The organism is Actinomadura oligospora ATCC 43269 (genome assembly GCF_000518265.1).
GTDB lineage: Bacteria > Actinomycetota > Actinomycetes > Streptosporangiales > Streptosporangiaceae > Spirillospora > Spirillospora oligospora.
On record NZ_KI912411.1, the window covers coordinates 167862 to 181104 of the forward strand.

9 protein-coding genes, 2 pseudogenes and 2 CRISPR repeat arrays (1 of these 13 running past the window's edge) are annotated in these 13243 nt (G+C 66.1%); of the genes and pseudogenes, 3 read left to right on the forward strand and 8 right to left on the reverse strand.

Features of this window, described 5'->3' with window-relative positions:
* Window positions 1-8 precede the first annotated feature (8 nt).
* From casB to P696_RS50820, 3 genes are read right to left on the reverse strand one after another with little or no spacing between them, the layout of a single operon-like run.
* Window positions 9-743 carry a type I-E CRISPR-associated protein Cse2/CasB gene (casB, locus tag P696_RS50815; protein WP_084338819.1) on the reverse strand — a complete coding sequence of 245 codons (735 nt, stop codon included), beginning with the start codon at window positions 741-743 and terminating at the stop codon, window positions 9-11.
* On the reverse strand, window positions 662-2368 hold the full coding sequence (casA, locus tag P696_RS0137830; RefSeq protein ID WP_051468768.1) for a type I-E CRISPR-associated protein Cse1/CasA: 1707 nt from the start codon (window positions 2366-2368) through the stop codon (window positions 662-664). Before casA ends, casB begins: the two co-directional genes overlap by 82 nt.
* Entirely contained in the window at window positions 2361-5063 is a 2703-nt protein-coding gene (locus P696_RS50820; RefSeq protein ID WP_051468769.1) for a CRISPR-associated helicase/endonuclease Cas3, read from the reverse strand. The genes casA and P696_RS50820 overlap by 8 nt, the downstream gene beginning before the upstream one ends.
* A 371-nt stretch (window positions 5064-5434) precedes the next feature.
* On the opposite strand from P696_RS50820, the gene P696_RS56625 reads away from it, so the two are divergent.
* Together P696_RS56625 and P696_RS0137840 are read left to right on the forward strand one after the other, a co-directional pair.
* Window positions 5435-5581 (forward strand): hypothetical protein, encoded by a 147-nt coding sequence (locus P696_RS56625; protein ID WP_157430169.1) that lies wholly within the window; start codon window positions 5435-5437, stop codon window positions 5579-5581.
* Window positions 5582-5749: 168 nt separating this feature from the next.
* Entirely contained in the window at window positions 5750-6520 is a 771-nt protein-coding gene (locus P696_RS0137840) for an IS5/IS1182 family transposase (protein ID WP_026416390.1), read from the forward strand.
* A 21-nt stretch (window positions 6521-6541) separates the two neighbouring features.
* Here P696_RS0137840 and P696_RS0137845 read toward each other — a convergent pair whose 3' ends face one another.
* Window positions 6542-7315 (reverse strand): IS5/IS1182 family transposase, encoded by a 774-nt coding sequence (locus P696_RS0137845; protein ID WP_026416391.1) that lies wholly within the window; start codon window positions 7313-7315, stop codon window positions 6542-6544.
* A 731-nt stretch (window positions 7316-8046) separates the two neighbouring features.
* Window positions 8047-8808: direct repeats of the CRISPR family, unit length 29 nt; unit sequence CTGCTCCCCGCGCACGCGGGGATGGTCCC.
* A gap of 249 nt (window positions 8809-9057) precedes the next feature.
* Here P696_RS0137845 and P696_RS0137850 point away from each other — a divergent pair.
* Window positions 9058-9357 (forward strand): NIPSNAP family protein, encoded by a 300-nt coding sequence (locus P696_RS0137850; protein ID WP_026416392.1) that lies wholly within the window; start codon window positions 9058-9060, stop codon window positions 9355-9357.
* On the opposite strand, the gene P696_RS58565 is transcribed toward P696_RS0137850, so the two are convergent.
* From P696_RS58565 to P696_RS55315, 4 genes and pseudogenes are all read right to left on the reverse strand, one after another.
* On the reverse strand, window positions 9351-10187 hold the full coding sequence (locus tag P696_RS58565; protein ID WP_157430170.1) for a WD40 repeat domain-containing protein: 837 nt from the start codon (window positions 10185-10187) through the stop codon (window positions 9351-9353). The genes P696_RS0137850 and P696_RS58565 overlap by 7 nt on opposite strands.
* A gap of 30 nt (window positions 10188-10217) precedes the next feature.
* Window positions 10218-10433 (reverse strand): annotated as a pseudogene (locus tag P696_RS59475) (hypothetical protein); the annotation flags it as partial.
* Window positions 10370-10744: pseudogene (locus P696_RS59480) on the reverse strand (WD40 repeat domain-containing protein); the annotation flags it as partial. The pseudogenes P696_RS59475 and P696_RS59480, both read right to left, overlap by 64 nt.
* Window positions 10701-12938, reverse strand: a complete 2238-nt coding sequence (locus P696_RS55315) for a WD40 repeat domain-containing protein (RefSeq protein WP_084338825.1) — start codon at window positions 12936-12938, stop codon at window positions 10701-10703. The pseudogene P696_RS59480 and the gene P696_RS55315, both read right to left, overlap by 44 nt.
* Window positions 12939-13230: 292 nt before the next feature.
* A CRISPR array of direct repeats spans window positions 13231-13243; the repeat unit is 29 nt; it runs 749 nt beyond the window's last position.

The following is a 13243-nucleotide window of genomic DNA, read 5'->3' on the forward strand; positions in this document are numbered from 1 at the left end:
CGTGCCCCCTAGGCGTGAGATTGGGTGGAATCGGGCTTGTCGGCTTCGTCGCTGGGGACCCAGCGGTAGTCCAGGCCCCAGCGGCGTCGGGCCCGCGCCCGGCGCTGTGAATCGGGCCAGTTGAACAGGTCGTCGGCCAGCACGATGTAGTCCAGGGGAATGGCGTGCTGACGCAACTGGGGAACCAGAACCCGCAGGTGCCCGACGACCTCCTCGACACTGTCGGCGGTCATGGCGGCCAGGAAACGCCGGTCGACGCCTTCGGGGGTGTTGCTCTTCAACGCCTGATGAAGACGGCTAGCAGCAGCCCCCACGCTCGGCCCATGGTGCTGGGAGAAGGTTTGATGCATCCTGCGGTCCTGCGACTGCTGATGGAAGCCATACATGGCCAGGGTGTAGTGGGTGGCCGCCTCGACACGTGCCTGAGCCTGGGCGCCCCAGTGACGCGGAACCGACAGACTCACCGGCGCGATGTACTGGTACATCGCGGGTTCGGTCATGGGTTTCTTGCTGAGTCCACGGCGGCAGGAAGCCAGCCCGGCCCGATCGTAATCCGGCTCTCCAGCCCGGCGAATGACGAACCCGTCCAGGACATTCGCCAGTTCAGATTGCCATCGAGCAGGTTCAGCCTTGGAGCGGGCTGGTGAAGGGGACACCATCGTTATGCCTCCTGGTCGGGGCGGGGGAGATCCTTGTTCAGAGCCCTGCGGAACCAGAACTCGGCCAACGCGGCGGAAAGCCATTCGGTGCGGTCTCGATCTATGCGGACCAGACGGCCCCGAACTGCCGTCGCAGGCACCCGGAGGAGCAGCTCATCGGCGATGCGGAAAGCTTCGGCCCGCACCTTGGACCGCCACCGGTCACGCGCCGCCCTCTGAAGGGCCCGCGGCTCCTGGTGAGCCTCGCCCTCCCCCAGCGTCGCGATCCAGCGCCGGAACTCCGGATCGAGCGTCGCATACAAGCTCATCTGAGTGTTGTCTCGACGACCGTCCAACACCCGGTCATCGCGGCATCCAGCAGCCTTGGCAAGGTTGGTCGCCAGGTGCCCCAGATGGCGGGCGGTTGCCTCGGCGTCGCGGACACCGTCCAACGCCACCGTTTCCCAACTGTCCGATCGCAGGACGGCGACGGGCAGGGGAAGGTCATCGAAGTAGGTTTCGTTGATGACCGCGCTCTGGGTTCCATAGGTCATACCGATGGCCCGGAGAAGCAGCGGATGCCCCTTGAGGTGCTCTTCCAGAGGCCCGTCAGCGAAAACTCGAAGCTGAACCAGAGCGTCCGCCGGTTTGAACTTGAAATCGGGGGGTGCGGTGGCCTTCTCGTGCGCCAGGATCGTGCCCAGCCCCCGCCACAGCTGCCGACCCGGACGATGAGTGACCGGCATGAAGACAGTTCGACCGAGCTTGGCCGTCTGCGCTTTGCTCTGTCGCCACGCAGTATGGGGCTCCATGCCGTCAAGGTCAGCTGTGCGGAGCCGGTCGCCCGCACACAAGACGATCCGGCGGACCCGCGGACCGTCAGGGGTGTGCTCAACCAGCAACCGGATACGCCGCCCAAGCCAGGTGTACAGGTCAAGGAGTCCAGCCGGGGTACGCTCTCGCCACGTCGCATCGACAGGAGGTCGCTCCCAGGACGGAACGTCGCCTGAGCCGCTGCACCGGTTGTTGAGAACGAGCAGGTTGTACATCAAGGTGTGCCAGAGGGTCTGGCCAGTCGGAATCAGCACGCCGAGCTGGCCGAGCGGGCCGGTGGGGTTCCCGGTGGTCTTACCTGCCTTGGCTTTGGGGTCCCCGGCAGCGGCCGTCTTGATGGCCGCTGTATCCCAAGCGTGTGCGTGCAAGAGCCAGCGTGCGGCCTCGGGGGGCGTTAGCGAGGGTGGTGCCTGATCCCGGACGGTGGAGAACAACGGCGTGTTGTTACCCGATGCCAGATACGGAATGACCAACGCGATCGTCTTCGTCTCGCCGCTGGGGCTACGCAACCCAGCCACCTGCGCAAACGGCGCCTCAGGATGAAACAGATCGAAGCGATGCCGGACCTGGTCGAGGTATCGATGGATCTGGTCTCCCGGCAGCCGACCCTGCCCCCAAATCGCGAGCCATTCATCGATGGTTCGAGGCCCGGGCTGCCCGCCGCTTCCCACCGCCCGGTGAAGCACCGCCAACACCAACCGGACGATCGGCGGGTACTGGGTGGGGACGTCGAGAACCAGATCCTGGATCTGGTGGGCCTGGTGAAGAAGCTCCCTGAGCGACAATGTCGTGACGGTGCCATCGACATGCAGGCAAGGCAACCAGGGATCGTCCACGAGGTTGAACGTGAGGGTGTGGGACTGCCCCTCAGGCGTACCGGAAATCTGCTCAAGCACGAGCATCCTCCAGACCGATGGTGGAGTCGTAGGTAACCAACCGATCGCCCATGCGCAGTGGGCCCTCAGGAGGCAACAGCAACACGCGGACCCGTGACAGCCACGGATTACCGCTCCACGCCCGCACACGGAAGCTCTGCTCGAGAGCAGAGTTGGTGAGCTGCTGCGGAAGCCGGATCGCCTGATCAAGGATCGTGTCCACAGCACCCTCAGACGGCCGGCGCTGCAAAGGGATCTCGGTCTTGTCACCAGCCGAGACCGGAAGCCCGAACTCGGGAGCGCCATCAGCGGTCGTGGCCCGCAACAGGATGACCTCAACGGTGGGGGGCCCGAGCCGCACAGTGGCCTGGACTTCGGGAGAGTCTTCGTCGCGTGCCTCACCGATGTTGCCGATGTCAGCCAGAGACCCACAATCGGGCGGGGGAAGAATGACCTGACGGGCCGCGAGCCTCATAGCGTCCAGAGCGTCCTGCTGATCGTCGGCTGCACGACGCAGATCCCACTGCCACGTATCAGGCCCGATCGGCTCGGCTCCATACACCTGCTCGATCAGGGCCGGAATGTCCTGGGGAAGGTTGATCTGGTCGCGCCCCAACAACGCAGCCGCGGTCCGCCAGAGCAGGTGCTCGCCGTAAACCATCACGCTCCCGAACGGCAACCGTGGAGGACCGTCCGGCACCACCGAATGCCCCGCGACCAGAAGGCGCGGCTCACTCAGCCCCCTCCGTCGGTCTTTCCTTTCGTGGCGGTGGACGCGCCCAAGACGCTGCAGGAGAAGATCGACGGGCGCCAGGTCACTGACACCGACGTCGAAGTCGACATCGAGTGACTGCTCGGCTACCTGTGTCGCCACAACGACATGCGGGCTCGGCCGGCGTTTGCGTTTCGGCCCAAAGTCCGAGATCAGCTTCCGGTCACGGTCTCGCCGGTCCGCTGTCGTGAACCGAGAGTGAGCCAGGCTGACGTTGTCGGACCCCAACTTGTCGACGAAAGCGCGCCACGTCCGCTGAGCCCGGCCGACTGTGTTGCGGATGACCAGCGCGCAGCCACCGTCGGTGAGTAGCCCGCAGACGGTGTTGACCACGTCGTCGGGTGAAGCACCCGGTTCGTTGACAAATCCCAGCCGAACGGGAGAGCCGGACTCGGCTCTCGCCGGAACCGACCGAACCTGAGACGAACCACGACCAACCCAACTGATCTGCGGATACGAGGTCCTACCATCGGCGGCCGTGACCTCGTCACCGGCGTAGGCGTCCAACAACTCCTGACGAACGCCTCGTGGCAGCGTCGCCGACAACAGTACGACCGGGACATTGAGCGCACCCAGCCACGACAGCACACGCCGCAAAATGACCGACATGTAGGCGTCGTAGGCGTGGACCTCGTCGACCACCATCACCTTCCCGACCAGCCCAAGCACGCGCAGTGCGACATGACGCGCAGCGACTCCCGCAAGCAGCACCTGATCGACGGTCCCCACGACCACCGGAGTCAGCAGACGCTTCTTCCCACCCGACAGCCACTGCGACGCGACGATCCCACCGTCGCACTCGTCGATCCCGACCCCTCGCGGCAAGAACAACTGGCGATACTCCTGCTGCCGCCGGGCCTTGCCATGAGCGAGGGTGACAGTCGTCTGGGCCCCCTGCGTCCCCAGCCACTCCCCCACGCGGGTGAACATCTGATTGCTTGTCGCCTGAGTCGGCAACCCGACGAAAACGCCCTGCGACCCCGCACGCACGGCCAGCACCTCGGCAGCCGCCAGAGCTGCCTCTGTCTTGCCTTCTCCCATCGGCGCCTCAATGATCATCAGACCTGCGCCGGTGGCCTGCTGCGCCTCCCTCAACGCTTTGACTTGAACGTCTCGAGGAGTAGCGATCGCAGGCCAACGCGCTGCGAAGAACACCGGCGCTGTTGCTGGAGCCAGGGCCTGGTCCGGTCGCCAAACGTCCCGGAAGCCGATCAGGTCCCGGATTCGCGTGGTCGTCGCCGCGGACTCCTGCGGGTAATCGCGAGAGAACGGTTCTTGGTAGGAGTAGAGCTCCTCGTTGCTCGCCAGCCAGTCAGCGAGAATGACCGCGCCGGTGATACACAGCTGAAGCGGGACAGCAGGACGAACCTGCCTCCACGTCTCAGGTTTCACGCCGAAATGATCGGTGACAGCTTCGAACAGCTCGCCCCGGATCGGTCCCCACCCCGGATGCTCGAACGTCAACGCCCGCCGAGCCACACTTTGCCAGAGCAGGCCAGGGAAAGCGCCATGATGACCGCCCAGAACCAGCGCAGGCCAGTCCGGATCATCCCAGCTCATCGCGTTGAGCAGCTGCCACAGAGCGGACGCCGACACCAACGAATGCGGCGTCTGTGTCCGCTCAGAGAACGGAAGCCCTGCCCGACGCCCCAGCCGGGCATGCAACGAGCTCTTGGACTGGAAGTCGGACGCCTTGCCAAGGTCATGGAGGGCGGCGAGCCAGCACATCAGCCGTTCAGCATCGGCTGCACCGCCGGGCATAGCGTCAGACAGCTGAGCCTTGAACGGCGTGGGCAGGAACTCGCGCCACAACCACCGAGCCACGTTGCCGGTGTCGATGAGATGCGAGACGAGGGGGTGCCAAGCCTCTGCCGGGATCGAACGCTTACGGCTGGCCTCACCGGTCTTCCCCCAGGCAGCCCGTGCAGCAGCCGACAGCTCCATGAAACCCCCTCATGCGACTGCCAATGTTGTACCGCCCCACACCGACAAAACTCCGGCGTTCCTTGATAGCGGAAGGCGCGCGAGAGCACAGCTTGGTTTCGGTCAGCCGATAATCCCCGCAAGGGCGGGGCAAGTTTCCTCGCTAGCTCCCTACAAGGGGTGATCTCCGCGTCTGCGAGGCGAGGTCCAAGCTAGTTAATGATCAATGTCCGTGCGGCCAGTCCTGGAAGACCGTAGCCTCCAATTTGTAAGGAGACAAGCGCCGATGTGATGTGAGGTATAACGAATCTGCCCAATCCTTGTGCTCGGCCGCCGGCATGTGAGGTCATGAAGTCGCCGTTGCGCCCGGCACCTAGAGACACGGAGGGCACATGAGACTCAAGAAGCTCGTGGGTGGATGGCCGAGCCCGAACACAGCCATCGGCGCATTGCTCTACGCGATCATAGGAGGGGTCGCCACCTGGGTGATCGTGGATTTCCTGCCGCGCCATCTGATCTTCGCTGTCGGATGGCGCTGAGAAATCCGGTATGGCGACTCGTTGCAGCCAGTGAACGTTTTTCAGTGGGGTTTGTGGGGTGTGTGATCACAGGATGATCGCGGGCGGCGCGGCAGCCTCTGGAACGTGGAAAGCCCCTAGTAGGACGGGTGATCTCTCACAACCCTCCGCCCCCACCAGAGGCTTCACATGCTGTTCTACCGTGCTTCGCTGCCGTTGTCGCGTCAGACCCTGAACTACACGACCGGAGTGGTCCGCCGGCATCGCGCGAGCATCGGCAGTAGAGGACGAGCACTCACGCCGGGCGCGCAGGCGTTGATGGTGCTGGTCTACCTGCGCAAAGGTGAGACGTTCGCCGACCTGGGCGCAGGGTTCGGAGTGTCCACCTCCACAGCGTGGCGCTACGTCAACGAGACCATCCAACTGCTGGCCGCCCGCTCACCCAAACTCACCAAGGCGTTGCGTAATGCCACCCGTGACCGCCTGCTGTACCTGGTGCTGGACGGCACGCTCATCCCGATCGACCGCGTCGCCGCCGACCGCCCGTTCTACTCCGGCAAGCATCGGAGACACGGCATGAACCTGCAGGTTGTGGCCGCACCCGACGGAACGATCGTGTGGGTGTCGGGAGCGCTGCCCGGCTCGGTCCACGACCTGACCGCCGCCCGCATCTGGGGCATCCCACGCGCGTTGAAGGCCGCAGGGTTCCTGGTCTTGGCCGACAAGGCCTACCAAGGCGCGGACGAACCATTACTCGTCCCGTATCGAGGCAAGGGCAAGCCCGCGTCGCAGAAGTCCGCCAACCGAGCCCACGCCCGCCTGCGCGCACCCGGCGAACGCGCGAATGCCCAGCTCAAACACTGGGCCATCCTGGCCAAGCTCCGCTGCTGCCCACACCGCGCCGGCCGCCTCGCCAAAGCCATCCACGTCCTACACGCCCGCGAAACCCAAGCTCACTGAAAAAGGTTCACTGAGTCTTTTTCATCCTCGGTTGGTCTCGTAGTTCTGTAGGACGGCGATGGCTTTGACGAGGTGGCCGGCCTTGCTGGGGCTGCAGCGGAGTTTGCGGAGGATGCGCCAGCTCTTGAGCTGCGCGTTCGCGCGTTCGCCGGGACCGCGCAGCTTGGCGTGCGACCGGTTCGCCTGCTTCTGGGACTCTGGTTTGTTCCGGCCCTTGTACGGAGTGAGAACGACCGAGGTGTGGGCACCTTGGTAACCCTTGTCCGCCAGGGTGACGATCCCGGCGCGTTCCAGTGCGCGCAGGACGCCCCAGACTCTTGCGGCGGTCAGGTCGTGGGTGCGGCCGGGCAGGGCGCCGGAGGTCCACAGGATCGTGCCGTCGGGGCCGGCGATGACCTGGATGTTCATCCCGTGGCAGCGGTGCTTGGCCGAGTAGTACGGCCGGTCGGCGCGGACCCGGTCGCAGGCGATCAGGGTGCCGTCCAGGACCAGCAGATGCAGGCCGTCCTTCTCTGCTTTCCGCAACGCCCGGGTGAGCTTGGGCGACCGCGCCGACAGCAGTCCCACAGCTTCCTCCACGTACCGCCAGGCCGTGCTGATCGACACTCCGAACCCGCCGCTGAGCTCGGCGAACGTCTCGCTTTTGCGTAGATGGACCAGCACCAGGAGCGCCTGCCGTCCCGGGTTGAGCAGTCGCCAGGACGAGCCGATCGTCTTGCGGTGCCGCCTGATCAGCCCGGCCAGGTAGTTCAGCGTTGAACGCGACAAAACGACGGCAGCACGGTAGAACAGCATGCGGAGCCCCTGGTTCGGACGGTGGAGATTGTGGTGATCAACCCGTCTACCAGGGGTTTCTTCGCGTCACTGGCCGAATGACCCGATCGCGATCACGCTGTGATCAACACCCCGCCCAGGCAGACGAAAAAGGGTCACTGTCCGCCATGTGACGCCACAAAGGCAGATACCCGTCCGAGCCGTGATCATATTTGGCCCAAGCAGAGCGCGCCGCGATAGACAGCCCCTCATCCAGCCGAAGATCTTCCCCCTCATCACTGATCATGACGGCATTTAACAACAGATGGTCGGTGTCGTCCCTCAATTCAGCCAACTCGCAAGCGTCAACCCCCAAACGATCATCTTGCCCCCTGGTGAGCCCACTCCACATGCACAGCGATCACCACGTCCGGACACCGAACACCGCGTCCACTCGCAGTACGCGCCTCGATCGAGTGATACGACGAGCAAGCCATCCCGTACACCCGAGGTCCCACCGACATGCATGTTGCACTCGCCAAGCCTTCGGAGACGTCCCATGCCTGCACTTAACGCGGGGGATGTAGGTTTCAAGCCAAGCGACCACGTCCCGTGGGCCCCAGCCACCCAACCCCCACACCGGAGCCCTCGTGAAAGTCCAGCACCTTGCCGGCCCCTCAAACCTTCACAAATCACATACGTCCGATTTGTCCAACCCGCAGGAAGTACTCGAAAACGGCCCCACGGCCCGGTAGACCTGCAGGTCGCGGAGTCTGCTCCCCGCGCACGCGGGGATGGTCCCTGGAAGAGCGGTTCGGATTGAGCGTGGTGGAACTGCTCCCCGCGCACGCGGGGATGGTCCACGTCTCCTCCATCCGCCCGGCCCGGCTCGTCCGGCTGCTCCCCGCGCACGCAGGGATGGTCCCACGGGGACGAGCGCGGTGTAGACCTGCTGGATCTGCTCCCCGCGCACGCGGGGATGGTCCCAGGGCGCTGATCAGCGCTTTGCGTCCGGCGGCCTGCTCCCCGCGCACGCGGGGATGGTCCCGGCGCTCCGCTGATCGGCCCGTTCTCGGGCTACTGCTCCCCGCGCACGCGGGGATGGTCCTCGGGGGCCGCTGCATCCCGTGGGCGCGGTCCTCTGCTCCCCGCGCACGCGGGGATAGTCCCCTCTTGGTGTGGTGGGTGATGCCGGGGGGAACTGCTCCCCGCGCACGCGAGGATGGTCCCAACGGGGTGGTCGTCGTGACGACCGACTCGATCTGCTCCCCGCGCACGCGGGGATGGTCCCAAGGCCGGACACGTGCGGGAGAACCCGAGCTACTGCTCCCCGCGCACACGGGGATGGTCCCGGAGGTGAAATGCACGTCCACGTGAGCCCCGTCTGCTCCCCGCGCACGCGGGGATGGTCCCTTCCCGTGGTGCGACGCGCTGATCACCTACTCCTGCTCCCCGCGCACGCGGGGATGGTCCCGGCCCGATGAACCGGTCCGAGGCTGCGGCGACCTGCTCCCCGCGCACGCGGGAATGCTCCGAGGCTGGTCTCGTGGCCGGAGCCCAGGGCGGGTACTACCACGCAGGGTGGTGGAAGATCCCTGAATTGGAACGCGGCGGACGGCGGGACGGGGCTTCCGGCGCATGCGGGAGAATTCCTACGTATGGCTCGCTGGCGGTTGGTGGGTCGCCTCCCCGCATCAAGGAAGCGTGATCGCCCGGTGCTCAATCAGGTGTGGGGCGTGGCGCATCGCACGGCGCGTGGAGGCTGAGGTAGGGCGGGGGACGAGGTGGCGCGGACGACGCAGTTGCGGACGTACACGATTCGGGATGGGCTGCTGGACGAGCGGGCTCGGCGGTGGCGGGACGAGATCGTGCCGTTGAGGTTGGAATTGGGTTTCGAGATCGGCGGGGCCTGGCTGGATCACGAGCGTTCGCAGTTCGTGTGGGTGATCGCGTATCCGGGGCCGGAATCGTTTGAGGAGGCCAACCGCCGGTACTGGGCGTCGCCGAAGCGTGCGGTCATGGGGCTGGATCCGGCCGATTATTTGGTGGACCGTGATGTCAGGACGGTCGCGGCGGTCTACTGATCGGTGACCGGGAGCAGGTGGGCGCGGCGTTCTTCGTCGGTGAGGGTTCGAAAGACCCTGCGGCGGGCGGCGGCTTGGAGCGCGTTCAGGTCGGGGTCGGCGGCCCAGAGGCGGGCGGTCCCGTCGTAGGAACCGGTGATCAGGCCACTGCTGTCGGCCGTCCACGCCACACTGGTGACCTTGTCGCGGTGCACGCCGACGACTCCGTTCTCAGTGTGCTTTCGGGCGTCCCAGACGCGAACGGTGCGGTCGTAGGAGGCGGTGGCGATTCGTGTGCCGTCCGGGGCCCAGGCCACCGCATGGACTCGGCCCTCGTGGCCGGTCAGCACAGCAATCTGGCGTCCTGACGCGACTTCCCAGATCCGTGCAGTGCGGTCGGCTGATCCGCTGACCACGAATCGTTCGTCCGGCGACCAAGCGACCGAGTCCACCCAGTTGGCGTGACCTCGCAGGGTCGTGAACTCCTGCATGGCGAGCATGTCCCAGATGCGGACCGTCCGATCGTCGGAGGTGGAGGCCAGCCAGTGGCCGCTGGGTGCGGTGGCCAGAGAGACCACCCAGCCTTGGTGGCCATGGAGGACGGCGACAGGCGAGCCGTCGGTGACGTTCCAGATGCGGATCATGCGGTCTCTGCCGGCTGTGGCGAAGCGAAGGTCCACGCCCGCGACGGCCTCGGGGATACCGCTCGTGTATGGGATGACGGCACGGGGTTCCCCGTGGACGAGACCTGTCCAGAGGCGGACGGTGCGATCGCTCGACGTTGTGACCAGGCCATGCGGGCTCAAGGTGACGCCAAGGACGGTGTCGTCATGGCCGGTGATGGTGTCCATGGGGTCGGCGGTCTCGGCGTCCCAGACGCGAAGGGTCCGGTCGTCCGATCCGGTGACCAGCAGTCCCGGCGATCTCGTCCCGTGCCGCTCCGACGGCGCGCGGTAGGCCAGGGTGCGGATGGGGGCTTGGTGACCAGCGAATTGGAGGCGTTCACCTCCGCGTGGGTTACGTCCCAGACTCGTGCGGTGCCATCGGAGGAGGCGGTGGCGATCCGGGTACCGTCGGGAGACCAGTTCATGGCGCACACATCGCTGGTGTGGCCGCGAAGCACGGAGATTTCCTCGGCGTTGCCGGGATTCCAGATGCGGGCGGTTCGGTCGGCTCCGCAGGTGGCCAGTCGCGTTCCGTCGGGAGACCAGGCGACGTTCCAGACACGGTCGGTGTGGCCGCGTATCAGCATCAACTGACGGCCGCTCTCACTGTCCCAGACGCGGGCGCTCTGGTCGCCCGATGCGGATGCGAGCAGCTTTCCGTCCGACGTCCTTCGACCAGGTCCTCGTGGCCTTCGAGGGTCATGGCGTCTCCGGTCTGGAGGTTCCAGACCGGACCGTCCGATCGTGGGAGCCGGTGGCCAGACGAAGGTTGTCCGGGGCGAAGGCGATACCGAGGATGTTGTCGGTGTGCCCGGTGAGTTGGCCGGTGAGGGCATGTGTTTCGGCGTCCCAGATGCGGACGGCCAGGTCGCGTGATCCGGCTGCGATGCGTCGTCCGTCCGGGGACCATGCGACCGTCCACACGACGTCGGTGGCCTCACGCAGGACAGCCAGCGTTTCCCCGGCCTCGGCGTTCCAAATCCGGACGGTGTTATCGCGAGATGCGGTGGCGATCCGCATGGAATCGGGCGCCCAGGCCACCATCTCGACCATCCCGCCATGGCCCCGCAGGACGGTGACGCACGCACCAGTGGCGGCGTCCCAGATTCGTGCGGTTCCGTCCCGGGAGGCGGTGGCGATCCTCCGTCCGTCCGGGGACCAGGCAAGACCACGGACGACGTCGCTATGGCCCCTCATCACATGGCTCACATGGCTGAAGGCCAGGGCGGACAGCAACGCGCGGACGGCGGCGGGAGTCGGCGGACACTCCGACAAAGCCGCCAACGACAGCAGGATCGACAGCTCGGGATACCGCTCGGCGTTGGCGATCACGTGTTCACCGATGCCTTCCGACACCCTGCGCAGGAAGGCCAGGTCACGCCGTTTGGACGCCCGGATGAGCGCTTCGGCTCCCGTGGGCGCCTGCCCCGCCTGCTGCAGGGCCTCGTACCAGGTCTCGGCCTGGACCAGGCGTTCTCCAGTCAGCAGGTAATCGCGGCTGCATCCTGCGCGCTCCCAGTCGACCGCCCATCGCTCCAACTCGGCCCGCTGTCGCAGCTGCTCGATCCGAGCCTCCACCTCTTGGCGCAGCGGCGGCCACTGGCGAAACAGCGCCTCGTGCGCGACTTGGGCGAGGGAGCGCCCGTTACCGACGTCAGTAACCAGTAGACGGGCGTCGACGAACGCATCCACCACGATCCTTTCGGCGGAGGCTAGTTCGTGGAGCGGAACGCGTCGGCGAGTGGCGCCCTGCCCGTCCACGGTGACGAACTTCAGCAGTACTGCGAGGACGTTCTCGCTTCCGTCCTGTCCTGAGAGTTCGGCCATGACGAGATCTGCCTGGCGGGCCAACGCACCAGCAACGCCTCCTTGAACACGGTAGGCGTCCTCGGTGACCGTCCCTCCGGGGCCGGCTGCGAAGTACAACTCTTGGAGTAGGTAGGCGAGCAGAGGGAGCGCATCAGCGGTCTCCGCGTCGTCGACGATCGCCCCGACCAGCCCCGGCGCGAATCTCAAGTCCGCCAGCTCGGCCGGACGCTCGACGATCTGCGCCAACTGTCTCCGGGTGAGCGACCCGATCGCCACCGGGTTCTGAAACAGTTCGACCTGTGCGGTGTCCAGCAGGTCGCGGAGGAATTCGATCCGGACGGTCGCCAGCACCCACAGGCGCCGATCACGCCGAAGCGCCTCCGCGATCGCCTCCAGGAAGAGCGCCCGGTCCCGTTCTCCGGCGAGAGTGATCAGCTCCTCGAACTGATCGATCACCAGGAGGATGCGCCGATTGCGCGGACCGAGACGTCGAAGCTCAGCCAGGACGAGGGCCAGCCCGTCCGCCGAACGACGGATTCGGCGCTGCAATGTGGAGGCGTCCGTCCGCGCGTCCGCCTCGGCCAGCGCCGCTGCCAAGGCCCCACCGGGTTGGGGCCGGGCGTCGCGACCGGCAACACCACCCAGCGCCGCTCCCGAAGCCGTGGAATCACCCCCCTGCGCCAACGACGACTTCCCGCTGCCGGACGCGCCGACCAGGGGGACGAACCGCTCGGCAGGACGCTGAGGCGAATCATGCAACCGCCGCACCAGCTCGAGCACTTGCACCTCGCGGCCGAAGAACACCGCCGCCTCGTCCTCAGTGAAGGCGTCCAGCCCGGGGTACGGCGTGCGCGAACGATCCCAGACACGGGACGGCGGAGGAGGAGGTGCGCTCAGCCGGAAGGCGACGACATGCCCCACAACCAACACAACGACCAGCACCAAGATCGCGGGCACCGACGCCCGCTGGAGCCAGCGCAGCGCCCCGGACACTTGGTCGCCATTCGTCGCGAAGTTGGTAGCGATCGCGAACAAGCTGGCGACGAGCACCAACACGACCTGCAGCAGGAGCTCGAACCACCGACGCCGCATCATCTCCCCTACATGCTCGAAAACCCGAACCAGCACCCGCAACCCTCAGGCCACAAGAGGCCCCGCCTCCACGTGTGCAGAAAGCACCGACCTGACAAGCGCCCAACGGTCAGAGCGGAGAGCATCGCCCGCGGGCAGGCAACACTCCAAAAATCTGAACGCAACGCACGTGGAGCGCAGACCAGCAACGCCTTGCCTGTGACCAAAGGCGGTCCGTCCGCGCCTGCACCCGAGCAGGACTGACCTGCACGCACTCACCCCGACCTGCTGGAGCCACACCCGCGCGCGGGGAGCAGACCGCCGTCAGCGCGGAAGGCATGTGGGAGACGGGACCATCCCCG

Bases quoted from the DNA above. Each gene is read 5' to 3' on its own strand.
- casB (WP_084338819.1), bottom strand. From the start codon at position 743: ATGGCTTTCCGCCGCGTTGGCCGAGTTCTGGTTCCGCAGGGCTCTGAA.
- P696_RS56625 (WP_157430169.1), top strand. From the start codon at position 5,435: ATGAGACTCAAGAAGCTCGTGGGTGGATGGCCGAGCCCGAACACAGCC.
- P696_RS58565 (WP_157430170.1), bottom strand. From the start codon at position 10,187: ATGGACACCATCACCGGCCATGACGACACCGTCCTTGGCGTCACCTTG.
- P696_RS50820 (WP_051468769.1), bottom strand. From the start codon at position 5,063: ATGGAGCTGTCGGCTGCTGCACGGGCTGCCTGGGGGAAGACCGGTGAG.
- P696_RS0137840 (WP_026416390.1), top strand. From the start codon at position 5,750: ATGCTGTTCTACCGTGCTTCGCTGCCGTTGTCGCGTCAGACCCTGAAC.
- P696_RS0137845 (WP_026416391.1), bottom strand. From the start codon at position 7,315: ATGCTGTTCTACCGTGCTGCCGTCGTTTTGTCGCGTTCAACGCTGAAC.